At 42.0% G+C, this 23,608-nt stretch carries 22 protein-coding genes; 17 read left to right on the top strand and 5 right to left on the bottom strand.

Features of this window, described 5'->3' with window-relative positions:
• Positions 1–50: 50 nt before the first annotated feature.
• Both JWG44_RS11490 and JWG44_RS11485 read right to left on the bottom strand, forming a co-directional pair.
• Positions 51–497, bottom strand: a complete 447-nt coding sequence (locus JWG44_RS11490) for an SRPBCC family protein (protein ID WP_205275091.1) — start codon at positions 495–497, stop codon at positions 51–53.
• A gap of 99 nt (positions 498–596) precedes the next feature.
• Positions 597–3,977, bottom strand: coding sequence for a hypothetical protein (locus tag JWG44_RS11485; RefSeq protein ID WP_205275090.1), 3,381 nt, complete (start codon positions 3,975–3,977; stop codon positions 597–599).
• A gap of 200 nt (positions 3,978–4,177) precedes the next feature.
• On the opposite strand from JWG44_RS11485, the gene JWG44_RS11480 reads away from it, so the two are divergent.
• Positions 4,178–4,585, top strand: a complete 408-nt coding sequence (locus tag JWG44_RS11480; RefSeq protein ID WP_205275089.1) for a MerR family transcriptional regulator — start codon at positions 4,178–4,180, stop codon at positions 4,583–4,585.
• Between the two features lies 1 nt (position 4,586).
• The gene (locus JWG44_RS11475; protein WP_205275088.1) at positions 4,587–5,516 is read left to right on the top strand and encodes a DMT family transporter; all 930 of its coding nucleotides are present in this window, start codon (positions 4,587–4,589) and stop codon (positions 5,514–5,516) included.
• A 17-nt stretch (positions 5,517–5,533) separates the two neighbouring features.
• On the opposite strand, the gene JWG44_RS11470 is transcribed toward JWG44_RS11475, so the two are convergent.
• Positions 5,534–5,731, bottom strand: a complete 198-nt coding sequence (locus tag JWG44_RS11470) for a hypothetical protein (RefSeq protein ID WP_205275087.1) — start codon at positions 5,729–5,731, stop codon at positions 5,534–5,536.
• A gap of 201 nt (positions 5,732–5,932) precedes the next feature.
• Between JWG44_RS11470 and JWG44_RS11465 the strand changes: the two genes are divergently transcribed.
• From JWG44_RS11465 to JWG44_RS11450, 4 genes are all read left to right on the top strand, one after another.
• On the top strand, positions 5,933–7,264 hold the full coding sequence (locus JWG44_RS11465; protein ID WP_205275086.1) for a porin: 1,332 nt from the start codon (positions 5,933–5,935) through the stop codon (positions 7,262–7,264).
• 100 nt (positions 7,265–7,364) lie between these two features.
• Positions 7,365–7,886: a peptide-methionine (S)-S-oxide reductase MsrA gene (gene msrA / locus JWG44_RS11460; RefSeq protein WP_205275085.1), complete on the top strand. Its 522-nt coding sequence runs from the start codon at positions 7,365–7,367 to the stop codon at positions 7,884–7,886.
• 172 nt (positions 7,887–8,058) lie between these two features.
• Entirely contained in the window at positions 8,059–9,132 is a 1,074-nt protein-coding gene (locus JWG44_RS11455; protein ID WP_205275084.1) for an alpha/beta hydrolase, read from the top strand.
• Between the two features lie 20 nt (positions 9,133–9,152).
• The gene (locus JWG44_RS11450; protein WP_408611957.1) at positions 9,153–10,118 is read left to right on the top strand and encodes an alpha/beta hydrolase; all 966 of its coding nucleotides are present in this window, start codon (positions 9,153–9,155) and stop codon (positions 10,116–10,118) included.
• Here the strand turns inward: JWG44_RS11450 and JWG44_RS11445 are convergent.
• The gene (locus JWG44_RS11445; RefSeq protein WP_069608760.1) at positions 10,084–10,695 is read right to left on the bottom strand and encodes a uracil-DNA glycosylase; all 612 of its coding nucleotides are present in this window, start codon (positions 10,693–10,695) and stop codon (positions 10,084–10,086) included. The genes JWG44_RS11450 and JWG44_RS11445 overlap by 35 nt on opposite strands.
• A gap of 45 nt (positions 10,696–10,740) precedes the next feature.
• On the opposite strand from JWG44_RS11445, the gene JWG44_RS11440 reads away from it, so the two are divergent.
• Both JWG44_RS11440 and JWG44_RS11435 read left to right on the top strand, forming a co-directional pair.
• Positions 10,741–11,745 (top strand): ligase-associated DNA damage response exonuclease, encoded by a 1,005-nt coding sequence (locus JWG44_RS11440; protein ID WP_205275083.1) that lies wholly within the window; start codon positions 10,741–10,743, stop codon positions 11,743–11,745.
• Between the two features lie 181 nt (positions 11,746–11,926).
• Positions 11,927–13,225, top strand: coding sequence for an ankyrin repeat domain-containing protein (locus JWG44_RS11435; RefSeq protein ID WP_205275082.1), 1,299 nt, complete (start codon positions 11,927–11,929; stop codon positions 13,223–13,225).
• A gap of 13 nt (positions 13,226–13,238) precedes the next feature.
• Here JWG44_RS11435 and JWG44_RS11430 read toward each other — a convergent pair whose 3' ends face one another.
• Positions 13,239–15,761 carry a penicillin acylase family protein gene (locus JWG44_RS11430; RefSeq protein ID WP_205275081.1) on the bottom strand — a complete coding sequence of 841 codons (2,523 nt, stop codon included), beginning with the start codon at positions 15,759–15,761 and terminating at the stop codon, positions 13,239–13,241.
• Positions 15,762–16,089: 328 nt separating this feature from the next.
• Here JWG44_RS11430 and JWG44_RS22675 point away from each other — a divergent pair, with 328 nt between their 5' ends.
• From JWG44_RS22675 to JWG44_RS11385, 9 genes are all read left to right on the top strand, one after another.
• Positions 16,090–16,302 (top strand): glutathione S-transferase N-terminal domain-containing protein, encoded by a 213-nt coding sequence (locus JWG44_RS22675; RefSeq protein WP_205275080.1) that lies wholly within the window; start codon positions 16,090–16,092, stop codon positions 16,300–16,302.
• 76 nt (positions 16,303–16,378) lie between these two features.
• Positions 16,379–17,896 (top strand): DNA ligase-like domain-containing protein, encoded by a 1,518-nt coding sequence (locus JWG44_RS11420; protein ID WP_205275079.1) that lies wholly within the window; start codon positions 16,379–16,381, stop codon positions 17,894–17,896.
• A 328-nt stretch (positions 17,897–18,224) separates the two neighbouring features.
• Entirely contained in the window at positions 18,225–18,371 is a 147-nt protein-coding gene (locus JWG44_RS11415; RefSeq protein ID WP_046690929.1) for a hypothetical protein, read from the top strand.
• Between the two features lie 85 nt (positions 18,372–18,456).
• A complete protein-coding gene (gene queD, locus JWG44_RS11410; protein WP_205275078.1) occupies positions 18,457–18,837 on the top strand; it encodes a 6-carboxytetrahydropterin synthase QueD in 381 nt (126 codons plus the stop codon).
• A 12-nt stretch (positions 18,838–18,849) separates the two neighbouring features.
• Complete coding sequence (gene queC, locus JWG44_RS11405; protein ID WP_205275077.1) at positions 18,850–19,569, top strand: 7-cyano-7-deazaguanine synthase QueC; 720 nt, start codon at positions 18,850–18,852, stop codon at positions 19,567–19,569.
• A gap of 65 nt (positions 19,570–19,634) precedes the next feature.
• The gene (locus JWG44_RS11400; RefSeq protein WP_069608768.1) at positions 19,635–19,919 is read left to right on the top strand and encodes an NAD(P) transhydrogenase subunit alpha; all 285 of its coding nucleotides are present in this window, start codon (positions 19,635–19,637) and stop codon (positions 19,917–19,919) included.
• Between the two features lie 4 nt (positions 19,920–19,923).
• Complete coding sequence (locus tag JWG44_RS11395) at positions 19,924–21,324, top strand: NAD(P)(+) transhydrogenase (Re/Si-specific) subunit beta (protein ID WP_205275076.1); 1,401 nt, start codon at positions 19,924–19,926, stop codon at positions 21,322–21,324.
• Positions 21,325–21,776: 452 nt separating this feature from the next.
• The gene (locus JWG44_RS11390) at positions 21,777–22,265 is read left to right on the top strand and encodes a hypothetical protein (RefSeq protein WP_205275075.1); all 489 of its coding nucleotides are present in this window, start codon (positions 21,777–21,779) and stop codon (positions 22,263–22,265) included.
• Between the two features lie 281 nt (positions 22,266–22,546).
• Positions 22,547–23,512: a dienelactone hydrolase family protein gene (locus JWG44_RS11385; protein ID WP_205275074.1), complete on the top strand. Its 966-nt coding sequence runs from the start codon at positions 22,547–22,549 to the stop codon at positions 23,510–23,512.
• Positions 23,513–23,608 lie beyond the last annotated feature (96 nt).

The raw sequence follows: 23,608 nt of genomic DNA, 5'->3' as shown, positions 1-23,608 counted from the left end.
AAGGCCGACCTTACGTTGGAAGCAATCGAAACTTGGGCATTATTTGTTATTTACGGATGTTCAACGGCTGACTTGATATCATTGAGATCTTGCATAATCGCCTTCTTGATTGTAGTCTTGAATAAGACCAATGGCAACGCTTTCAGCCGCGCAGCAAATCCTTGCGGTAGAGTCTGATGAATACCTTTCAATGTGATACCAGCGCTGCCCATTGAGATGAGATGTGTAGTAAGGAACACGAAACCACCATCTTCTGCCCGCGTCGTGTAAAACACATTTTCCTTTGCCTCCGTGATCCACTTTTCTATCGTGGCCGGTTTCCCAAAAAGCATACGTGTCTCTCGCCACTTAAAGCCTACGAGTCCGCCTGCGGGTCGTTCAACCACCTCGATCCTCTGGATCCCACTGATGATCCCAGCCGTGTTCTCGATATTAGTCATTGTGGCCCAGACTTTTGTAATAGGGGCGTTGATTGTTACCTGTACTTCTACGATCATCTGTTGTTCTCCAAAGGGTTCGATTAAGGTTATAGTTTGCCCGCCGTAATGCGTGACCCAATGCAGAATGCCACAGCGGTTATGGCGCCTAACTCCGTTTCAGCGCTTTTTCTTAACTTTTTTCTTTGCGACCTTATATCCCAAAATCTGAGCCATCTTCCAAATTCCGGAGAGAGTTTTTTGAGAATCTTTTTTGAGTAAGGAAGAATCCAATTTCGACTCTGCTTTCGAATTTTCCAAAATACTATGGAGGTGAAAATCTTCGATCCCGAATTTAACTTCCTTGGAACCCAAATGAATCCAAAATCTCGGACCGTATTCTCCTCCGTTGATTCTTTGTTCGAGTTCGATTCCTTCCTCGCCCAATTCCGGAAGTTCGCTTAGAACGATCTCGGGATTTTTTTTCGCCGCCGAATCTAAAATGTATCGGGCTTCGGATTCTTTTTTAGACTCTTTCCATAAACTCTCAAGAGCATTGTCACCTTCTCTTCCAAACCAGGGAAGAATCGAGGGCAGTCTCGAAGCAAGCGCTTCTTCCGTGGACGAAGAAGTGTAACTGTGAGGATCCGCGTAACTCAATCTTTTTTTGATCAATTTTAGGATCGTCTCGAAAGAATTCTTTTCTTTCAGAAGAAACAATTTTGCGGCCAGCAGATCGCCCCAAGCCGCCCATTCGGCCGAATTCGAATTTACGATCGTTAGAATGGACTCTTCGTTCATCTCTAAAACTTGAGCCCATTTTTTTGCCTCTTTCTCGATAAACCTCATAAATTGAAGACAGTATAGTTTCCAATCCGATCCAGCATAAGGAAGATCTAATATTCTTGCATAAACCGGAACCGCGGATTCTCCCTGGATAAAAAGCGCCTTCATGGCTTCCCAGCGATCATAGTTTCCGCCGTATCTGTATTCGTCTCCGGAATATCGGAGCGATTCTTCCAACCAAGGTCCGCCGATTTTGACGACGCTCGGATCCACGTATTTCTTTTCTCTAATATTTTGAAACACATGTTGAATACTGTATCGTTCAGGTTTTAAAATCGCGGCGGGTAGTTCTTTCGGATTTTTAGCGAGACGATTTGCGTATTCATCGTCGTCGTCAAATTCCGGAAGCTCTTTGTCTCCGATTTGAATCCAAGAGTGTCTTGCTGCCTGTTCCAAGTAGGTCCAAGTGTAGTCGACCATCGGATTCGGATCCGCGTAAACGTGGTAATAGAGATGGTTTTTTAATTCCTGAATCTTAGCCTTTCCCGCTGCGCGGATCGGACCGTAAGCTCTGTATTCTTCTCCACGATTTCCTAATATTCTATGAGCCACTTGAATCCATTCTTCCCGGTTCGGTTCCAACATCAATAGACCGGAGAGATAACAAGCGATCAGATCGATCGAAATACCAGGACTAGGATTTTTTTCAGCTTTTTCAAAAAGATCTTTTAACCCGGGTTTTGCGCTTTCGGGATCCAAAACCGCCCAAGCGATCGAACCTTCGGAAAGATTTACGATTTGATTAAACTCGAGATAGGCGTCTCTTCCGCTTCCCTTTATCTGGGATCCCATCTCTAAATAGATCCGGATATATTCCAAATTCTCCTTAAATCCCAGTTTTGCGGAAACTGCGAACGCATATCCGAGAGCGATTCCAAAAATACTCAGGTTTTTTCTGTAAGTAAGCACCTTATTGGCCAACTTACCGGATTCTTCGTCTCCGACTAACAGACGTTCGTTCAATGCTTGTTGCAGATAACTGAATACCGTAAAAATATTATTTAGATTCGGGCCTTCGTCCTGCACCTTTTTCTTTTTCTCCAAAGCCCCATCCAGGGTTTCAAAGAATTTCCAGGCGGCCTCCGTCCAGATTGAAAGTGCCTCCTCGTGTTCGCTTTCCAACAAACAACCTACGACTTCCTCCAGACGTTTATCGTCTTGTTTTAATTTTCGAACCGCGTCTCGAAACGCGTTCATCGCGTTCTGATCGTCAAACTTGCCTAACGTTTTTATGATTCCGGCATAGGCTTTTTTGTTTTCAACGTCGTAATTCAATCCTTGTCGAAACGCCGCGGAAACAGGAAGGGAAAGACGCAAATCCAGATCTTCCTTTTTATAAGGCCACTCGTTATAAGTGGAATCCGTTCTTTCCTTAAAATACTGTTCCACCGTTTTCGAAAATTTCGGATCTTTTTTTCCGATTTCTTTTAAAAGAAAATCGTGAGTCTCCACGTCTTCCGGAAATTCTTCCATCAAAGAGAGCGGATCTTCTCCGTTCTGGATTCTTTTTTTCAAATCTCCGGTCGCGATTTTTTTCTTTCCGGATAAACCCGTAACTTCTTCCAAAAGTTTTTTGTTCTCGGGCTCGATTTGTGAAATATCACAGTTTTTGAATGTTTGTTCTCTTAGTTCCTGTAATTTTTTCCCTTTCACACGTCCCAGAGAATCCGATTTGCCGTCTAACAACAATAAGACGGCTTTCGCGATTCCAGGAAGAATTTTACCGGGAAGTTTTTTAGCGATCGTACAGGCTTCTCTACAAGCCTTCTCGTTTTTCATAAAGTAATGAGCGAGAATCCAATAGGCTGCGAGAGAATGGGACTTTTCTAAAAATTTCTTTTCAGCTTCCCAGTCCTTGAACTTCGGCGCAGAAGCCATTTTTTGGGCGAAAGCATAAGCAGGATCTCCGTAGGAATGCCCTAAAAGCCAAGACGATCTTTCAAAAAGATCCAAGGATTTTGTGTAAAAAGGCCGTTTATCATACTTCTTCTGCGCTTCCGTCTCGTATTGTTTGAAAACTTTCTCGTCCAAAACGGATTCGATTCTTTCTTCCGGAGAATCTTCTTCTTCGTCCTCATCATAGTCGTCGTAATCGTCTTCCTCCGAAGACCAATTGGAGGCGATAAAATGACTGATGGAAAAAAAAGGTTCACCTTCCAATTCTCCGACTTCATGATTGTATCGATGTACTTCTGCGGAACCTTCCGTATGTGGAAATAAATTCACCCAACAACTATCTCCACCTCCGTCCGATCCGAAGTCCGCAACACCGGTCAATAAAAACATCAGCCCTTGGTAAGATCCAAGAATAGAATTCACTTGTTCTTCAACGCTCTGTGATTTTTTTAAAAGGAATTTCTGAAAGGAAACGGCGCGATAATCAGGATCGTAGTCTTCTTCTTCGGATTCTTCGTCGATCTGAAGGCCACCTTCGTGATCGATCATATTCCAAATATCGCTCACGTTGTACATAATCTGCTCGTATGCAAACCGCAGATTCTCCCATTCTAAAACTTCCGCCGGCGGCTGGAAACCGTAGAGTTTTTCAAATTGATCCAAAAAGTTTGCAGGAGCTTTTTTCTTTTTTGATTCAAACGTTTTCCAGAAAAGATCTCGATCGGATTGTTTTGACAACATCCGATCGGCCATGATTTCGGCTAACTTCCCGGAGGAAAGATCGGATTTTTTGAAGGAAGGGAGAGATTTCTGTTTCATGGAAAAATAACAAAAAACCGCTCCTCTTTTTGATTCTTTTTTAACTTCATTTTTGCAAACTTCAAACTTAGAGCTAACTCTAAGTGAGTCAAAAACATAGATTCAAAACGTATCCCGTCTTTCTAAAAATTTGCTTTTTTACAACGGTGTCTTGACTTAGAGTTAAGTCTAAGCGGTATGATTTGAATCAGGAGAATCCGATGAGCGAAACCCTTAGTATTTCTCAAATTTCTAAAATGACGAACTTTAGTCCGCATACGCTTCGCTATTACGAAAAAATGGGACTCTTACCTCATCCTGAAAGAAGTCATGGAAAAGATCGTAAGTATTCGGAAAAAGAAATTCGACATTTGAAAGTCATTCGAACGTTAAAGGAACTGAATATGCCTTTGGAGGGAATCAAGGAATTTATCAAAGAAGGTTGTATCTTGGATAAAATTTCCAAGGGTGAGAATCTAAAACCCCCCTTAAATAAAAGAATACGAATTCTTAACTCACATCTTTCCACCTTGGAACAAAAGAAAAAAGATCTGGAAGTTACGATCAAACTCACCAAGGCAAAACTCAAAGAGTATGAAACTCTTCTTGCAAACGAAGAAAGGATTTAGAATGAACTCGATCAAACCGTATCTTTGTCTTGTCCTTTTCGCATTTATCACAGGAACCACGTTCCAGGTTGCAAAACAGGCGCTTCTTTATTTTTCTCCCGCACAAACCGGAGCTCTTCGTTTCGTATTAGCTTCGATTCTTCTTTTTGTTTTCGTTTTTTTAAACGATCGAAAACTTCTGAAAGTAAATCGTGAAAATCTCAAAAGTTTTATCTTTCTCGGAATCGTCGGAGTGTTCGGATTCAATTTCTTTTTTTTCTTAGGAATGAAGAAGGCGTCGCCGATCAACGCCGCTATCATCGTCGCGCTCAGTCCGGCGATCACCATCTTTCTTTCCTATCTTCTTCTGAAGACAAAGATCACCATTCTTCAATACGTAGGAACCGCAGTTTCTTTTTTCGGAGTCATTGTCGTTATCTCGGACGGAAACTTGAGCTCGATAAGATCCGTCTTGGAAGGGGAAGGAATTCTTTTTATATTCTTAGCAGCCGCTTGTTGGGCTTTCTATTCGGTAGGAATGAAAAAATATCTCAAAGGAGTTTCCACGGTTCAAATCACGACGTTTACTTCTTTTTTTGGAACGATCTGTTTGCTTTTTCTAATCGTTCTCAGCGGTGACTATCGTATCGATTGGAGTAAAACTCCGAATTCTGCCTGGTTTGCGATCTTGTATATGTCCGCGTTTACTACATTCTTCGGTTATCTCTTTTGGAATTACGGGATTCAAAAAGTGGGTCCGGACAAAGCCGCGATTTTCGGTAACTTGATTCCGGTGGTTGCCATGCTGACGACCTGGTTTTTAGGAGAATCTTTGAATTTTTTCGATATCATAGGAGCATTACTGGTTATCGCGGGAATTTTTATCGTAAACTCAAAGATCAATCGGGTCGTCGCGGCTCAGGACATAAAAACTTCTGCGGCGGGTTCATAAGAATATTCTGATAAACTTTATGATACGTCTCTTTTAATTTTGATTCTTGTATATTCGGTTTCCTCACGAGACGAACAATCTCCGGTCATTCGATCCGGAATTCCGGAAGACAATCCGAAAAATCTTCCGAAGACGACGGATAAAAAACGGAGTTCGAATATAACCGAACAACCGTACAAGGACGGACTTTTTTCAGAAAGCGTAACAAATTGCAAAACATCGCTTCGTGATCAATCTCGTTTGTTTGAGTAAACTTTCGTATGTTTTTCGAATTCGCGAAAACGGGCCTTCTTTTTGGCTGGATTTTTATCAAGATGCATAAAATCTTAATTCTTTCTTAACTCAAAGAATCGAATCCTAATTCCGAATTGATTCGGCCCTCTTGAATTTTGAAAATGATCTTATAAGATTCGATTATGATATATAAAGAATTTTTTTTTCAGTTAGAATCTCTTAAAAAACGAAAGCGAAGTCCGCAACACAGGATTTCTATAACTCAAGGAATTGTTTCCGGTTTTATTTTTCGGTTCGGCTCCCCCATTCTTACGGGCTGGATTTTATTCTTCTTGTTTTCCTTTTTTTCAGTTTCAATTCATTCTCAAGAGAAAAAAGAGGAAAAAAAAGAAAACGTTCCTATTGAAAGTTTAGATTCTTCTAATAAACCCGAATCGGAAATTCAAACCGAAACAAAAAAAGAATCTCAGAAAAAAGAGGAACCGAAAATCGACCCGAAAGCTCCTAAGTTCGGTTTTTTTGTCGATTCTTATTACTCCCACAACCCGTACGCCTCAGCCTCGAGAGAGAATAAATATCTCACACAACCCGCTCGCTGGGACGAGATCAATATCAATTTAGCTTATATCGACGGAAAGGTTGAAACCGATCGATATCGAGGAAGGGCGGCGTTTCAATACGGAAACTCCGTTAACTCCAATTACAAAAACGAAGTCACTTCCGAAAAAAATTCCAATCAATTCTCAGTTCGAAACATTCAGGAAGCGTATGCGGGAATCAAACTCGCAAAAAACCTCTGGCTCGATGCGGGAATTTTTTTCGGAAACATCGGTTTGGAAAGTTGGATTTCTCATTCCAATTGGAATTATTCCCGAGCCCTTGCACTCGACTATGTTCCTTATTATTCGAGCGGTTTTCGGCTTTCGTATCAGCATTCTCAAAAACTTTCCTTTCAACTTCATCTGATGAACGGGTGGTCCAATATCACGGAGACCAATCGGGACAAAGCGATCGGAACTCAGATCGATTTTCAAATCACCGATAAGTTTAGAATCACACACAACACCTTTATCGGCAACGAAGCTCCCGATAATCAAAGACGTCAGACAAGGTATTATAATAATTTAATACTTCAGTATCACTTTACCAAATTTTTTATCGTAGCCGCTTCCGGAGACGTCGGAATCCAAAGAGTTCCCGATCCGGGTGTGAACGCTTATCGACAGTGGTATGTCGGAACGTTTTGGATCACCTGGAGGCCGATCGAAGAGTTTAGAACGTCCGTTCGAATCGAAAGAATGTACGACCCCGAACAGACGATCATTCAATCGGGAACCAAAAACGGTTTTTTAACTTCCGGCGGAACCTTAACCTTGGACTATATTCCGAACGAACAAGCGATGATAAGACTCGAAGGACGATACTTTCGCTCTTACGATCCGGTTTTCGACTATCACAGATCGAATTCCAAAGAAGAAAAGTTTATAGTCTTTGCCGTGACGCTTAAGATCTAATCTTTGATGGGCATCGGCTATTCAAAACGGATCCTCCTATTTACGTAAAAAGGGGCTTGCCCCAAGTGATTTGTGCAAGCAAACTGTATCGAGGGCAAGTATGGAATTAGCAACACTGGGCGGCGGATGTTTTTGGTGTCTGGAAGCGGTTTATCAAATGGTGGAAGGAGTCGGCTCGATCGTCTCCGGTTATTCGGGCGGACAGACAAAGAATCCGGATTACCGTTCGGTATGTTCGGGAACGACCGGACACGCCGAAGTCGTTCAGATTTCTTTTGATCCGAATGTCATAACCTATCCCGAAATTTTGGAAATTTTCTGGATCTGTCACGATCCGACCACGTTAAACCGACAAGGAAACGATATTGGAACCCAGTATCGTTCGATCATCTTCTGTCACTCACCCGAACAAAAAAGACAAGCGGAAGAAGCGATTCAAAAAGCTGCTTCCCATTTTTCAAGTCCGATCGTTACGCAGGTGGAAGAACTAAAGGAATTTTATCCCGCTGAAATGTATCACCAAAATTACTTCCGATCCAATCCGGAACAAACATATTGTCACTATGTGGTAAAACCGAAGATCGATAAGTTTCTGAAAGTCGGATTCAAAGTCAAAAAATGAATTCGAATGCTCCGAATTTTCCTTTAAAAATTTTGAAACTGATTTTGATCTAACTTAAAAATCAAACATAAGAAAACGATCGTAATTCTTCCTAATACGATATTGAAGACCGAGCTTCGTTTATTAAATTCTACTTGATCCTCTCTGTAACAGTCGATAGACTGATTTATCAATGAACTCGAATATCCAAAGAACGTTTTTGATTCTGATTCTGGGATTTTTCTTTTCCCAATGCAAAGCGAGCATACAACTCCAAGGCGAAATCCATCACCCTAAAACTGAGGACGGTTGGGATCTGACTCTTGAACACTTTCCTCCGCTTTCCGGAAACGCCTCAAAAAAATATCCGGTGATCCTGTGTCATGGATTGATCGCGAACAGAACTTATCTGAAGATCAACGAAAAAAGTTCCATCGTGGGAAGACTTCAAAAAGAAGGTTATGACGTTTGGCTCTTGGATCTAAGAGGAAGAAGAGACGCGGGTTATCCATCTCTCTTTTTCGGAGATAAAACTTTTTCTTACAGCATGGACGACTATATCAAGTACGACGTGGACGCCGCCATCAAACACGTGTTAAATTCTACCGGAAAGGACAAGGTCAATTGGATCGGTCATAGTATGGGTGGAATGGTGATCTACGGAAGAGTCGGAAGTCTCGGCGAAAAAAGAATCGCAAACTTTGTAGCGATCGGTTCTCCCGCAATTATGGATCCTCCGAGTTCTGCGATCCGACGCTGGGGTTCTTTGACCTGGCTCATGAATCTTTGGCCCGTGGTTCCTACCGAGACCTGGGCGGGGATCCAAGGCGGAACGGGAATTCCGTTTCTTCCTCAAAAATCCTTTGAAGAACTTTTTTGGCATAAGGCAAATATCGATTCTTCCATTCTTTCAGGAGTAAAGACGACTTCGATCAATCCGGGCGCTAAAAATGAAATCTTACAGTTCGAAGATCTTTCCGAAAGCGGCGAAATACGAAGTTTAGACAAGAAGATATCGTATTCGGATAATCTGAAGAATATCAAAATTCCCACTCTTTTTGTAGTGGGAAGAAGAGACAAACTCGGAACTTCGTATTCTCTTCGTTATGCGTATGACACGATCGCCTCGGAAGATAAATCGATCTTTATCGCTTCCCGATCCAACGGACATTCGGACGATTACGGTCATACGGACTTGATCGTAGGAAAACACGCAGACAAGGATATATTCGGGCCGATCGTTTCCTGGTTGGACAAAAGAAACTAAAACCTTTTTGGATTTTAAGAATGAAATATATAAAAATTAAACTTTTAACGATCGCAGTCGTTTCCGTCCTATCGATGACCGGGTGTACACGTTATGTGGTCATTACCGATCAGAAATTCGTTTCACAGACGGCGAACATCGCACCGAACGTTTATCTGACCACGTTCTCTTATGAGAATTCCTCCTATCCTCCGATTTTGATCGTGGATCCGGTTTTGATCAACAAGAAGGCCCTTTATCTCGGAGATAAATCCGGACTGATCGGAGTTTTAAACGGAAACGGATTTTCGGTTTGGCTTCTTCATTTCGAAGATCATAAAAACTTAAATCTAAAGGATATCGGAGAAAATCTGGTTCCGGAAGCGATCGGAAGAATCCAAAAAGTCACCGGCAAAAAAGAATACATCCTCGGTGGAGTTTCGTTAGGCGGACAATCGCTTCTTCATTCTTTCAAAGCCAAAAAAATTCCGGACATAGCAAAGGTATTTTTTCTTGGAACCGGAATGGATTATAAATACAACGACAGTTTTATCGAACAGATGAAGGCTGAAAAACGACTAGGCTCCGATATCAGCTCTTCCTGCAAAAACAAGGACAGCTTCTGCAAACGTTTTATCTCTTTCGACGCGGACGATCCTACTACCCTCTTCGTTTATCAAAATCTCTTTAACTACCTTCCAGCTATAGAAGAAAATCCGAAAACTTGGGAATCTTTTGAAAACACGAACTTCCCTTCTCTTTTTATCGGAGGAAGAATCGATAACATATCTCCGACGGAAAGTATTCATCCCGTTTACAAAAGAAAAAAAGGAAAGAAGGAATATTTTGAGGCGGGAAGGGACAACGGAATGTCGATCGACTATGATCACCTCGGTCTTTTCGCTTACGAAGACGCGCCTTCCGATATCTATCAAAGAATCGCAAACTGGTTAAAAGAAACCGAAGCTGAACCTAAGAAGGTTTCTTCCACCCCAACAAATCCATAACTTTTTTTATGTCCTCCCAGACGTCTCGTTTGAGAGGACTGTTCTCTCCTCCGTTTCGAATCACAAAACTAGGATGATACGTCGGCATCACGGGGATTCCGTAAAAGGAACCCCAATTTCCTCTGAGTTTCGTGATTCCTTCCTTTGTGTTTAAGATAAAACGGGTGGAAGGATTTCCTAGCGTAATGATCGCCTTGGGTTGAATGATTTCCAATTGTCTGAGAAGATAAGGAGCGCAGGCCCTTGTTTCTTCGTCTTCAGGCGGACGATCCTTTTCAAATTTCATGTCGAGGGTCGGTCTACACTTTACGATGTTTGCGATAAAGACGGATTCTCTCGGAACCCCCATTCCCTTTTCGATAATTCTTGTTAAGAGTTCGCCGGCGCGGCCCACAAAGGGACGACCGGTCAGGTCCTCTTGTTTGCCCGGACCTTCTCCGATAAAAACGACCTCGGCTTCCGGATTTCCTTCTCCAAAAACCGTTTGGGTTCGAGTTGTGTGAAGTTTACAAAGCTTACAATCGGTGACCTCGGATTGGACGAGACCTAATCTTCTGATTTTTTCTTCTCTGCTCATGAAAATACGTTCGATCCAGACTGAAAAAGAAATTCTCTGGAGTCAATGGAAATGATCGTCTTAACGCCCGCAGGATTGTATATTCCTCAGGCCGATGTTTATGTCGATCCTTGGAAGGGCGTGCCGAGGGCGATTTTGACACACGCGCACTCCGATCATACGAGAAAGGGCTCCGCTCATTATCTCTGCGCTGAATCCGGTTTTTATCTCACGCAAGAGCGACTCGGAAAAAAAGCGCCGATCGAAACCCTTCCTTATGGAAGAGCCGTGTATGCCAACGGGGTAAGAATCAGTCTTCACTCTGCGGGTCATATCCTCGGTTCGTCTCAGGTAAGAATCGAATACAAGGGGAAAGTTACCGTGATCAGCGGTGACTACAAAACGGTTCCGGATCCCACCTGCGAGTCCTTTGAAATTCTTAAATGCGATACGTTTCTTTCGGAAGCTACTTTTGCAAAACCGTATTATATTTGGGAGAATCATATATTCGTATTTCAGAATATTCTTAACTTTATTTTGGAAAATCAAAAACATGATTTTATCTCTTTACTCTACGGATATTCGCTCGGAAAGGCGCAGAGAATCCTAAAAGGATTGTCGATCACGGCGGAGGAACGCGGAATCGACTTGGATTTTTTTGTACACAATTCCATTCTTTCGATGAACCAAAGATATGAAGAATCGGGGATTCGTCTTCCGAATGCGAAATCTTTGGATCTATGGAATCCGAATTCTAAAAATCCATTTGTTTTTCTCGCTCCTCCGGGTTCTCCGATTCCTAATCCGGAATCGAAAAAAATCCGAAGCGCGTTTTGTTCCGGCTGGATGCAACTTTCAAAAAATAGAAAAAACGGAAGTTTCAGCAAAGGGTTTACGCTTTCCGATCACGCGGACTGGAACGAATTGATCCACACGATTTCCTCCACGGAAGCGGACGAAATTCTTCTCACACACGGAGACACGGATGATATCGTTCGTTATCTTCAAGAAAAAGGAAAGAATGCAAAAGCTCTCAAAACAAAATTTCATTCGGAAGAATCGGAATTTTAATTCAGGATATCGAATATTCAAGGCGCCTTGAATATTCAAAACAAAAGAAGAGAAATATTCGAATTATAATCCAAGAAGAATTAAAAAGAAAACCCGACTACAATGAAAATCGAAAGCTTCCGTAAGAATGGAAGTTGAGATTCTATCCTTTGCAACAAAGATCAAGGAAAACAAAGTGTCAATGACCGAAAAAAATCAACCAATGTACAAAAAAGCGAGAACGGAAGATCGATATAGGATGATTCAATGGATTGAAAAAGGAAATATCGAAAGAATCAAAGAAGAAATCGAAAACCGGGGAAAAGAATTCTATGGAGCCACTCCTTTGTTTTTTGCCGCGAGCGAAAACAGCGTGCCCGCATTGGAATACTTTGAGAGCATCGGCTTTTCTTTAGACACGAGAGACTCCGACAATGTATCTCTTCACTTCTATGCCTGCAGGGATCAAGGCAAAAGCGAAGTTGTGAAGTTTCTTCTCGATCGAAATATCAAACCGGACCCGCAGGACATTCTGGAAGCCGCCAACAAGGGTAAAATCGAAATTCTAAAATTATATCAAACCGCCGGGATCGATCTTAAAGACACAAATCTTAAAGATGAGAACTACACGCTCTTGGAAATCGCAACATTCTCCAATTTAGAATGTGTGAAGTTTCTTTTCGAACAAGGCCTCTCTCTGGAACCGAGTCTTTTGCCAAGAGCGGCTAACTTAGGAAAATTCGACATGGTCCGTTATCTTGTCTTAGAACAGAAAGCCGACCCGAACGTAAAAATTCACGAAAGAAATGCGATCCACGAAGCCTGTCTTGGTCCTTCCAATCATGATCCATACGAACATCTAAATATTCTAAAATTCTTACATGAGAACGGAGGAGATTTAAATATACCCTCGAATTGGAGAGCGCCCGAAATTTACACGCCCCTTCACTTTGCTTGCCTTCCCGGACCTCAGGATAAAATGCCTTTTATCAAATATCTTTTGGAAAATGGAGTCGATCCCGATCTGCAAAATCCAAAATCCGCACTGAGTGTAGCCGATTCTAAAACGAGAAAAGAAGTATTAAAATTCTTAGAAACAAAAGGAATCAAAATAGAAAAAGATCCGTTCCAAAGATCGTTTCAAGTGGAGAAACTGATTGCCTTTGCGGAAGAATCGATTCGAAAATTTGCAAAACAAAACCCGAACGCGATCATCTTTCAATTTGTGATCGAAGGCGAGACGATGAGCATGAGCGATCTTTTGGATCCGGAATACTATGTAGGAGACTGGAAATACGAAGGTTTTGCGAATTTTCGCGTAGAAGATGGATTCGATTTTGTATTGTGGCAAGAACACTACAATTCCATGGGAGAAGACGAAAACTCCCCCTATGCCTTAGCGATGTCCAAGGTCATAGAGGGTTTGCACGAAAGAAAGGCCTTTGATCGTCTCAAACGTTCCAAAAATTTCGAAGCGCGGATGATCGATCACATGTATTAAACATTTGGAATGTTCATTCCGGAATGAATTTTAATACGTATTTAGAATCTCGTTCGATCTGAGATTGTGTAAAACGAATCGATCGAAATTCTCCGTTGAGAAACATTTTAATCTGATCGCCGTAAAACGGAGAACCTTGATTTCCGGAATTTCCGGTCGGCAAAACCGACCAGGAATTTTCAGGATGGGTCAAATCGATGATTCTTCTTTTGGACGGACCGACTTTCGGAGTCATTTCCGGATTGATATCTTGATGCATCATGATGTTTACGATGGCTTCTCCCGAATTTACGGAGAACGGACCTTGGTTAAAAATCAAACCCAGAACCGGAACTTTTCCGATCGGATGTTCGAAGGTGATCTTGTGAGCCTTTCCCCATTTCCAAGAGGACACGGCCCCTCCGTGTTTTTGAGAAAGATAACGAACCGTTTGTTCAAAGGCCCGGATCAAAATGTCCCTTCTTGTTTCTACGATGGTCGGCGTCGAAAGATCATCCCAAAACGTAGAATTCGGATCGGAAAGAATCGTCTTATAAGCGTTCCAGTGTTCCGCACTGTGACCGTAGATCTCAAGTTCTCTCGGATCCAATTCATCGGATAAAAGATTGAGCATCACGAATTGATTGATGGTTTGAAAAACCGTGGCGCCAACGGAGTCTAACGTGTGTTCTCCGTCAAAAGTTTTATAAACGTCCAGAGCTTCACGAAAAACGCCGTTCCATTCTTTTTCTTTTTCCAACTCTCCCGCGATCAAAGGAATGATACTTCTCGCCGAATGAGCGTGAACGTCAGTTTGAAGTTTTTTCATATCGTCCACGGACCACTGTCGTCTTTCGGAAAGAACTTCGTAGATTCTTCTCGCGCGATCGGATTCTTGCCAATAACCTTCGGGTTTTCCGTACCCTTTCAACTCATAGACCGGAAGATGATTCGCGGTAAGAATGATACCTTCCGGTGGATTGATTAATTTCGGATTTTGAGAAAAAGGATAATAGCCGATCACGTCGTCTTCTCCCGATGCTCCGTCCAAAATTTTCCGCGGATTGCTATTTTTACCTCGGATCGGAAATCTTCCCACGGCCCACCACGCGATGTTTCCTTTTGCATCCGCGTAGGAAACGCTCAATCCGGGAGCGGGAAGAGAAGGCACGATAAAAGAACACTCTTCCAAAGAAGAACAACGACCCAGGCTGTAAACCGTATCCAACATTGGAACCGAAAGTTGATGAAAGATCCAGTGAACCGAAATTGCAGGACCGTTGTAACCTTCGATCGGTTTAGAAAGGATCGGGCCGTGAGAGGTCACTTGAATCTCGATCTCCCTTGCCTCTTCCCCTTTTACCGGAATTTTTTCTTTGAGAACCTGAACCGGAACCCAGTTTCCTTTTTCCTTCACGACGTTCGGTCGTGTGGGATGAAAAGTTTCCCTGTAAAAATCCATATCGTCATTTTCCAGCATCGTTAAGGCCCAGGCCCTTTTCGCGTTATGCGCGATCAAAGGAAACGGAAGAATCGGAAAATGATAACCGTAAGTTTCGTGTTCGCCGACCTTCATATGAACTTCATACCAAGTCCCGGGATTACTAAAGGCGATATGAGGGTCGTTGGCCAAAATAGCTCCGCCGGTTGCGGATCTGGAAGGAGCGATCACCCAAGAGTTGCTCCCCGTAAAAAGAGGAAGATCTCGCAGAATCGAATCTACTTTCCGAAACGTTTTGGAAACGTCCGAAAAATCATCGGAATCTTTTTTTTGGGAATAAGCGGAAACTCCCTTTGTAAGCGTATTGGATGGACCTTGGGTCATAGCTTTCGGAGAATACGCAGGTTGATTTTCCAGGATGGAGAATGGATCTTCTTTATCGTGTCTTGGAAAAAGTTCGGCGACATTTCGATCCGGAAGTTTTTTCTCCAAGATCGAATAAAGAGGATCCAAACGAAGCGCTTCCGCAAAGGAAAAAGATAACAAAGATAAGGCGCTCAAAACATCCAAACGATCGAACGGTTTCGGTTTGTAACCAAGAACGGCAAACTCGATCGGTAAAGCCTCGTTTTTTAAAAAGAAATTGATTCCTTCCAAAAAAGAATCCAATTCTTTCCAAGCCTGAGGATTTCCTTTAGACGACTCTTGAAGCATTCTTTCGGCGGTTCTTCTTAAAAGCATTTGTCGCAAAAACGTATCCGCGGGAACCAAGTCCGCGCCCAACACTTCGGACAATTCTCCTCTTCCGGCTCTTCGAAGAATTTCCATCTGAAACAAACGGTCGCTCGCGGTCACATAACCTAACGCGAAGTAGGCGGAATGAGAATCCTCGGATCGGATATGGGGAACTCCGTAAGAATCCCTGATCACAGAAACGGGTTTTGAAATCCCTGCAACTTTCAATTCCCCGCTCAAACGAGGGGATTTTAAAAATAACAAAAGGGAGAATCCGATCTTTGCAAAAAGTAGAATTGCAAGGACAGACCAAAAAGAACGGCGTACCCAAATAGGAATCCGATTCCAGAAGTTTAGAAATTGTTCACTCAAGTTTCTCATACACTACCGAATATTTATTTTTTTAAAGGGAGTTAACTTTTATAAAATCGGATTCTTTGAGCAAGAAAAGTTTTAAGTAGAATTCATTTTTATGAAACTTTCTTATCAAATAGGAATGTGAATTGCGGGAAATACCGGATAGGAGTTCAAATTCGGGCCCGGACGATTTTGTATTTTTTTTCCAAACTTATAGAAAGTGTAAAAGAATCGAATCCGGTGAAACAGGAACGGAAAAGTCAAAAATGAAAGAAGATTCTTTTCGAGGCGGATCCAATGCTTTTGAAATAATGTTGACAATGATCCGATAAAAGGGGTCCGTAAAATCAGGATGATACAACTGACAGGTATGCTCGATTCTCCATATGTTCGTCGAGTTGCGATTTCTTTACGATTACTGGAAATTCCGTTTGAGTGCCATGCGATATCGGTGTTTAGTACATTCGAACAATTTCGTCGGATCAATCCCGTCGTAAAAGCACCATCGCTTATATGCGATGACGGAGAAGTTTTATATGAATCGATCGGCAAGAATGATTCATAGATGAATAAAAAGATCTTATGCGGATTTTTTCCTATACAAAGAATCATAGAGGCCGTTTTGAAAACTTCAACAATCCATGTTATCTTTTTCTAAACTGATCGAAGAATACAAAGAAGAATTGGATCCGATACGGAAACGAGGACTTCTTATATCGTATTTTTGTTTTTGCGATACGAAAGAAATCGATCCAGCGTTTCAATTTTTGAGCGGTAGAAAAGAGAAGGCGATCTCAAACGAGAACGATTTGATTCTTTTTGTTTCCGAATATTTGGATCAACCGCTCTGGATGATTCGATCGGCGATCGAAGAGGTCGGTAACGTTGCAGAGGCGATCTCCCTTCTGACCGGAAATCCTTCTTCCCATTCCAAAATAGGAATCGATGTAATTTTAGAAAACGCAAATCAAATTATCAATTCGAATGACCAAGGTCGAAAAATCTTGTTTTCAATTTGGGAAATTTTTCCGGTTCCGGAAAAAACATTCTTTCATAAACTTCTTCTCGGAAAACAAAATCTTAAAATTCAAGACACGATCTTAACCGAAATCTTAGCCGGCCTTTTCGATTTGGAAGTAGGAGTTCTTTTAAACAAATTTCAGAAATCGAAAATCAATTTCAAAACGATTTCGATCCTAGAAATTCTCTCTTCTTGGTTTCCCGATCGAGAACTCAAAAGACTCGACGAAGTCGCAATTTCAGAAAGAATCGATCCTTCTTTGCCAAAACGATGGCTCTTGCCATCTCCGTTTTTAGAAGATCAAATTTCCGTTGGAACTCATTTTCTAATATGTCATGATGGAATTCCGGCGGAAGCGGTTCTTCATTCTTCCGAAGTTTTTATCTGGACAAAAAGCGGTTTCCTTTTTAAGAACGAAGCGCCTTCTATCTTTCTGGAATTTTCCAAGATAAAAAAGAATGCGCGCATTCTCGGATGGATCTCCGGAAACAAAAATAACAATATAGATTTTGTATATTATGATATACTTGAATATGAAGGACAAAATACATCTTTGAATTCCATAAAAGAAAGAAAAAGAATTTTGGATTCTTTTTTTACTCCCGAGTTTGGATCCATTCGTGAAGCGAAATGGAATATCGTTTCTGAAAAAATCGATTCCGGAGAATTCCAAAGAAAGTTTCTGAAAGGAAGCCGAAACGCTTTTCTTTTCGACCCGGATGAGAATGAGTTTTTGGAATTCAAAACTCCTTTGCGGACGATCAAAGCCGTTTTACTCTATGGAAGAAAATCGATGAACAACGAAGGGAGCGCTTTTTGGGAATTGAGTTTCGGAGTTCCGTCCAAAATTGAGGAGAACGAGTTCCATACGATCGCGAGAATTGCGATTCAGTCGAACCATTCTTTGTTTTTGGAAATCGATTCGTTCTTTAAGGAGAATACGATCGAAAAAAAGGGGCCGATCCGGGGAGTTCCTACAATTTGGAAAGCGGAGTTATCGTTTCAAAATATTCTCGCTTCCAAGAGACATAAGATGGGATTTGTTTTGGAAGATGTGAAAATCCTTGGGAAAATTTCTTCCGAAGAATCGATCGATACTCTATATTTGCTCCTCGGATCTACTTTCGATGAAAAGTAGGAACTCCTATTTTCAGAAAAATCTTCAGTGTATGGAATCTCAAAGAAGTCTCCATCGAAAAAAATCGTAATGAGACTTCCAAAAAAAAACAATTTCGCTCCAAAAACCCTTCTGTTTCAAGAAGCTTCAAAGATCGGAAACCCGAAAACGGGAATTGGACGGAACTCCGGAGAAAAACTTTGACTACGGCAATCCTAACCGCTTTGCTCCAAAGGAACGCCTCTACAACCTTTCCAAAAAGTAGGAACTCCTCCACGAAATTTCTCTTCGAGAGCGTTTCCGTTTGGAGTTACTTGACAGAGACTCGGTTTCCAGTTTTTTGGTCGATATGAACCAGAAAACTGCAAAACTTCTCAACAAATACGCAGAACTTAAGGGCGTAAGCTCAAAACAAATCAAAAGAGAATGGTTGGTTTTGAACGAACATCAGAAAGATCAAAAAAGACAAGAAATTCTGAAAGAGCTGGTTAAATAAAACCGGCTTTTTCAAAGCATTCTTCTCCTGATCCCGTATAACTCTTAGATCTTCCGAACGTATTCTTCAACTCGGGCAGGACCTCATGGAAGAAATCGAACTTACTAAAGAATTCCGCTTCGACGCCGCTCACCTTCTTCCCAACGTACCCGACGGCCATAAATGCAAGCGACTTCACGGTCATAGCTTTCGCTTTAAACTTCATCTCAAAGGAAGAATCGATCCTCACACCGGTTGGTTGATCGATTATGCGGAAGTCAGTAAGATCGTAAAACCTCTCATCGAAAATCACCTCGATCATTATTATCTCAACGAAGTTCCAGGCTTGGAGAATCCGACTTCGGAAAATATTTCCATCTGGCTCTGGAATCATCTCAAACCGCTTCTTCCTCTTTTGTATAAGATCACTCTCAACGAAACCTGTACGAGCGCATGTATCTACGAAGGTCCGAAAAATTCTCACTAAAAGAGGCGAGTTTTGAATTCAGAGAAAAGTAAGAATCCGAATCGAAAGAAGTCAGATTCAAAAATTAAAACTTCCAACAACAAGGCGATCGTACTTTTATCCGGAGGATTGGATTCTACAACCTGTCTTTATCAAGCAATCGCGGACGGTAAAGAGGTCCAAGCCCTTTCTTTTGATTACGGACAAAGACATAGAATCGAATTGTCTTACGCAAAAAAAATCACTCGCAAATTAGGAATCCCACATACGATTCAAAAGTTAAAACCGGAATTGTTCTTAGGATCTTCTCTCACTCAAAAGTCGATCAAGGTTCCGAAGAATTCTTTAGGAAAGGATGAAATTCCGAATACGTATGTTCCCGGAAGAAACATTCTCTTTCTTTCTTTTGCCACTTCTCTCGCGGAAGGAACCGGATCGGATTCGATCTACATCGGAGTCAATGCGATGGATTATTCAGGTTATCCGGATTGCAGACCCGAGTTTATCAAAATGTTCGAGATGGCGATTCAACTCGGAACCAAAAAGGGAAGTCAAGGTTCTCCGCTCAAAATCATAACCCCTCTTCAAAATCTTTCTAAGAAGGAAATTGTTCTTCTGGGAAGTAAATTGAACGTTCCGTTTCATCTCACATTCTCCTGCTACGACCCGCAAAACGGTAAAGCCTGTGGAAGATGCGACGCCTGTCTCTTGAGAAAAAAAGGTTTTCAGGAGACTGGAGTTTCTGAAAAGTGATCCCATCGGTAAACCCGGCCTTTCCATGCTCTTTGGGAAGGAATCTCTGATTAGGAAAAGTTATAATGGAACAGTTCGTAGGTTACCTGACGATCTTCTTATTAGCCGTATTCGTAGGTTTTGAGGTCATCACAAGAATTCCTCCTCTTTTACATACCCCTCTTATGTCAGGTTCCAATGCTATTTCCGGAATCACGATCATTGGGGCGATTTTATCTCTTCATTCGGTGAACGGCCCTTTGATCAACATTATCGGATTTGTCGCGATGGTTGCGGCAACGATCAACGTGATCGGCGGATTCTTAGTCACCCACAGAATGTTAGGAATGTTCAAGAAGAAAGAAAAGTAAGAATATGGAAAAATCGATCATCAATTTAATTTATCTTCTCTCCTCGATTCTTTTTATCGTAGGTTTGAAACTTCTTTCTCACCCGAAGACCGCCGTTCGCGGAAACTTCTTAGGCGCCGTGGGAATGTTCTTCGCGGTCGCAGCTGCGCTCGTTGAAAAAGGTCTTGCGTACGAATACATCTTAGCGGGATTTATCGTCGGAACCGCAATCGGAGTATATCTCTCGGTAAAAGTAGAAATGACTTCAATGCCTCAGCTCGTTGCGGCTCTGAACGGTTTCGGAGGTCTTGCTTCCTTTCTCGTTGCGGGCGCTGCGGTGATGGAAGTGATTCACCAAGGAACAAACCTTGAAGTTTTAAAATCTTATCAATTCACGGTTTCCACAGCGGCGTCCGGAATCATCGGCGCTGTGACTTTAACGGGAAGTTTTGTCGCTTATGGAAAACTCCAAGGACTTCTTTCTGAAAAAGCGGTTCGTTATCCGGGCGACCAACTCGTTAAAATTATTTTCTTTCTCGGATCCATTGCACTCAGCTACTTCGTAGTCGTCGAACCTACAAAGGTAGAATGGTATTGGTATGTTGTAGCGGTCGGTTCCGTTTTAGGAATTCTTCTCGTAATGCCGATCGGTGGAGCGGACATGCCCGTCGTGATCGCGCTCTTGAACTCTTATTCAGGGATCGCGGCGTCTGCTACCGGATTTGTTCTCGGAAACAACGTTCTCATCATCGCGGGATCTCTCGTAGGAGCTTCGGGAATTATCCTAACGCAGATTATGTGTAAGGCGATGAACCGTTCTCTTGCAAACGTTCTTTTCGGAGGACTCGGTGCGGCCGTTGATACTTCCAAAGGTGGAGAAGACATCTACGCAGGAAAAACCAAAAGTACTTCCGCGGAAGAAGTCGCGATGTTATTGGATATGGCTCAGAGGGTCGTAATCGTTCCAGGATACGGAATGGCGGTGGCACAAGCTCAGCACGCAGTTAGAGATCTTTATAATCTTCTTACGGAAAGAGGAATCGATGTAGAATTTGCGATTCACCCCGTCGCAGGAAGAATGCCAGGTCACATGAACGTTCTTCTCGCGGAAGCCGATATCCCGTACGACAAGATGAAAGAAATGGATGAAATCAATCCTACTTTCGAACAAGTCGACGTGGTAATCGTCAACGGCGCAAACGACGTGGTCAACCCTCTTGCAAAAACGGATCCGACCAGCCCGATCGCGGGAATGCCGATTTTGGACGTGGACAAAGCAAAGACCGTAATCGTAATCAAACGAAGTCTGAGTCCGGGATTCGCTGGAGTTCCTAACCCGCTCTTTATCCAGGATAATACTTTAATGTATTTCCAAGACGGAAAAAAAGCGACTCAGGAAATCGTTGCTGCCTTAAAAGAAACCTAAGACTTTTATCTTTACATTCTTTCTGAGAATGTTTCAAAGCCGGACCTTAAAACAGTCCGGCTTTTTTATTTTTTTTTCACGGAAACAAAAGTCCTTTTGCCGGAACTAAAGACGTTCTTTGAACGGCCCCTGATTCTGATAAGAATGGTTACGACAAAATTCCACGAATGACAAATAACGTTATTTTTGAGAAAAATTAAACCGAATTCGGATTAAAATTCAACGCAGACAAGGCGAGCAACGTGTCAATACTTTGTCATTTTCAATGTCGCTTAATAAAATAAATCCAAAAAAGATAACGAATTGCCAGCGCGTCATACTTGTCGGATTTAAGAAAAAGCTTCTTAATAAGATCGGCGTATCGGAAGAATTTTTCCAATACTCCCGTCTATTAATAAGTAAGATAATCAGGATGGTTTTTGTTTTGAGAGTTTTACGGGCTTTAAGCTCCCTTGTCTCATCGCAAACAATCCAATCCTGAAAACGAGAGAGTATCGGCTTTGTACGACAATAACAACAAAGAGGAATCCTTAGATTCCATTTCGGCAAAAAAGTCCAATTATTATCCGAATCATCCCCTCAACGAGGAAATAGAAAAAAAAGTGGAAGAGCTTAAAATTTCCTGTTCATTGCTCCCGGAACTAAAACCGTTTTTAGAACAGTTGTCCTTGCTTCCTTGGGAAGAATATGAAAAAAAACTTTCCATAGATTATCTCAAGAAATTTACCTTTGTTAAAGAAGAATTGGACGAAACATACAAAGCTTTGATAAAAGAAGATCCCGGTTTCTTCATTCAGGAACCGAATCAAATTCTAAAAAATGCACATGACATACTCGGTATAGAAAACAAAGCCTATTCATTGTTAAACAATTACATTTCGAATCTTATCGCCTTAACGATGCAAAGAGCCGTCTCTTCAGCATTAAAGCAGAATCTCTAATATTCGATTCCTCAGATTTTTACTTTTGAATCTTCAAACCAAGATTCACAAAACAAAAACCAAACTTGCAAAAACGAATCCGAAAAAAATAGATTTGTTAATCGATATTTTTTTTCGTTAAAAATGAAATCTTTCGCTTTTAAGATCTCTACTACGAAAGTAGACTGATAAAACGTTAGACGTTTGGAACGGGAATCACCCCCTGTTTTCTCATTCTATAACCCGATAGAAATAACCGAATTAAAACCGAAATATTCCCGGACTTCACTGTTATTCATCGCATGAGTCTATATCCCATTCGGACATTTCTAACCCTGAGCCTTCTCTTCGTTAGTTGCAAACATTCCAAGGATGAAATTCCTTTCCTTCTTTTACTGGGCGCGGTGCAGGCAAGCGAGTTTCAAAATATAATTTCCGGTCCGGTTCCAATCGATCAGGAATCAGAACTCACGAATTACAAAATTCAAATATTCAACCCAACGCAAAATATCGTAGGAATCGGGTATTTTTCAAAGCCGGCCGGTCTAGGAAAATTTCCACTGATCGTAATGATGCACGGCTGCGGCGGCGCCTATTCTTATAACGATCCTACAAAAGGTGTAGCGTCTCTTTTTACCGAGTGGGCTGGACGAGGTAAGAATCTTGGATATGCCACTTTGCTTCTCGATAGTTTCACACCGAGAAATGCGGCCCAAAATCAGTGTGGAAACGGATCCGGTGTAGGAACTTCTGAAGTTACGGATCGACCGACGGACGCCTATGCGGCGTTAGACTATGTAAGGAGATCAGCGATCATTCAAAACGAGAGAATCGTTTTATTAGGATGGTCTCACGGCGGAAGCAGCGTAATCTCCACCGTGGATACGAATTCTACGCTTCAATATCGTCAGAAATATCCAAGACCGTTCAAAGCCGTAATTTCGTATTATCCGGGTTGCGGATTGAACAGCGCCTTCGGAGGAATTTCCACAAGCACGTATTTGCCCTATACACATCTCAAAATTCTAGCCGCGGGATTAGATCCGCTTTATACCGGAGGTTTTTGCGATGATCGGGTCAATCGCGCACAAACTTTAGGCGCCAGCGTTGGAACGGGCAACTCGATCGCGATGACGGTTTTTCCAAATACTCATCACAGTTTCGATCAGGCAAAGGTAGTAAACGATCAATTCGATATCAACGATGTGAACGCAAAACCTCTTGCAAACCAGGAAGCAGTCGACTTCTTCCAATCGTTTAATCCATGAGGATCTGGAAAACTATCAAACGATAAGCGCAAAGAAAATTAATGATTCGAGCGTAGACCACATTCTGCAATTCGAGGATATAAATTTTCAAGAGGG

It is taken from the genome of Leptospira ainazelensis, from assembly GCF_016918785.1.
Classification (GTDB): Bacteria; Spirochaetota; Leptospiria; order Leptospirales; family Leptospiraceae; genus Leptospira; species Leptospira ainazelensis.
The sequence above is the reverse complement of the archived record's forward strand: the minus strand, read 5'-3'. Positions and strand labels throughout refer to the sequence as shown.

What these genes read in the sequence shown, in the direction of transcription:
- JWG44_RS11490 (WP_205275091.1), bottom strand. Translation starts at nt 497, where the DNA reads ATGATCGTAGAAGTACAGGTAACAATCAACGCCCCTATTACAAAAGTC.
- JWG44_RS11485 (WP_205275090.1), bottom strand. Translation starts at nt 3,977, where the DNA reads ATGAAACAGAAATCTCTCCCTTCCTTCAAAAAATCCGATCTTTCCTCC.
- JWG44_RS11480 (WP_205275089.1), top strand. Translation starts at nt 4,178, where the DNA reads ATGAGCGAAACCCTTAGTATTTCTCAAATTTCTAAAATGACGAACTTT.
- JWG44_RS11475 (WP_205275088.1), top strand. Translation starts at nt 4,587, where the DNA reads ATGAACTCGATCAAACCGTATCTTTGTCTTGTCCTTTTCGCATTTATC.
- JWG44_RS11465 (WP_205275086.1), top strand. Translation starts at nt 5,933, where the DNA reads ATGATATATAAAGAATTTTTTTTTCAGTTAGAATCTCTTAAAAAACGA.
- msrA (WP_205275085.1), top strand. Translation starts at nt 7,365, where the DNA reads ATGGAATTAGCAACACTGGGCGGCGGATGTTTTTGGTGTCTGGAAGCG.
- JWG44_RS11455 (WP_205275084.1), top strand. Translation starts at nt 8,059, where the DNA reads ATGAACTCGAATATCCAAAGAACGTTTTTGATTCTGATTCTGGGATTT.
- JWG44_RS11450 (WP_408611957.1), top strand. Translation starts at nt 9,153, where the DNA reads ATGAAATATATAAAAATTAAACTTTTAACGATCGCAGTCGTTTCCGTC.
- JWG44_RS11445 (WP_069608760.1), bottom strand. Translation starts at nt 10,695, where the DNA reads ATGAGCAGAGAAGAAAAAATCAGAAGATTAGGTCTCGTCCAATCCGAG.
- JWG44_RS11440 (WP_205275083.1), top strand. Translation starts at nt 10,741, where the DNA reads ATGGAAATGATCGTCTTAACGCCCGCAGGATTGTATATTCCTCAGGCC.
- JWG44_RS11435 (WP_205275082.1), top strand. Translation starts at nt 11,927, where the DNA reads ATGACCGAAAAAAATCAACCAATGTACAAAAAAGCGAGAACGGAAGAT.
- JWG44_RS11430 (WP_205275081.1), bottom strand. Translation starts at nt 15,761, where the DNA reads ATGAGAAACTTGAGTGAACAATTTCTAAACTTCTGGAATCGGATTCCT.
- JWG44_RS22675 (WP_205275080.1), top strand. Translation starts at nt 16,090, where the DNA reads ATGATACAACTGACAGGTATGCTCGATTCTCCATATGTTCGTCGAGTT.
- JWG44_RS11420 (WP_205275079.1), top strand. Translation starts at nt 16,379, where the DNA reads ATGTTATCTTTTTCTAAACTGATCGAAGAATACAAAGAAGAATTGGAT.
- JWG44_RS11415 (WP_046690929.1), top strand. Translation starts at nt 18,225, where the DNA reads ATGAACCAGAAAACTGCAAAACTTCTCAACAAATACGCAGAACTTAAG.
- queD (WP_205275078.1), top strand. Translation starts at nt 18,457, where the DNA reads ATGGAAGAAATCGAACTTACTAAAGAATTCCGCTTCGACGCCGCTCAC.
- JWG44_RS11400 (WP_069608768.1), top strand. Translation starts at nt 19,635, where the DNA reads ATGGAACAGTTCGTAGGTTACCTGACGATCTTCTTATTAGCCGTATTC.
- JWG44_RS11395 (WP_205275076.1), top strand. Translation starts at nt 19,924, where the DNA reads ATGGAAAAATCGATCATCAATTTAATTTATCTTCTCTCCTCGATTCTT.
- JWG44_RS11385 (WP_205275074.1), top strand. Translation starts at nt 22,547, where the DNA reads ATGAGTCTATATCCCATTCGGACATTTCTAACCCTGAGCCTTCTCTTC.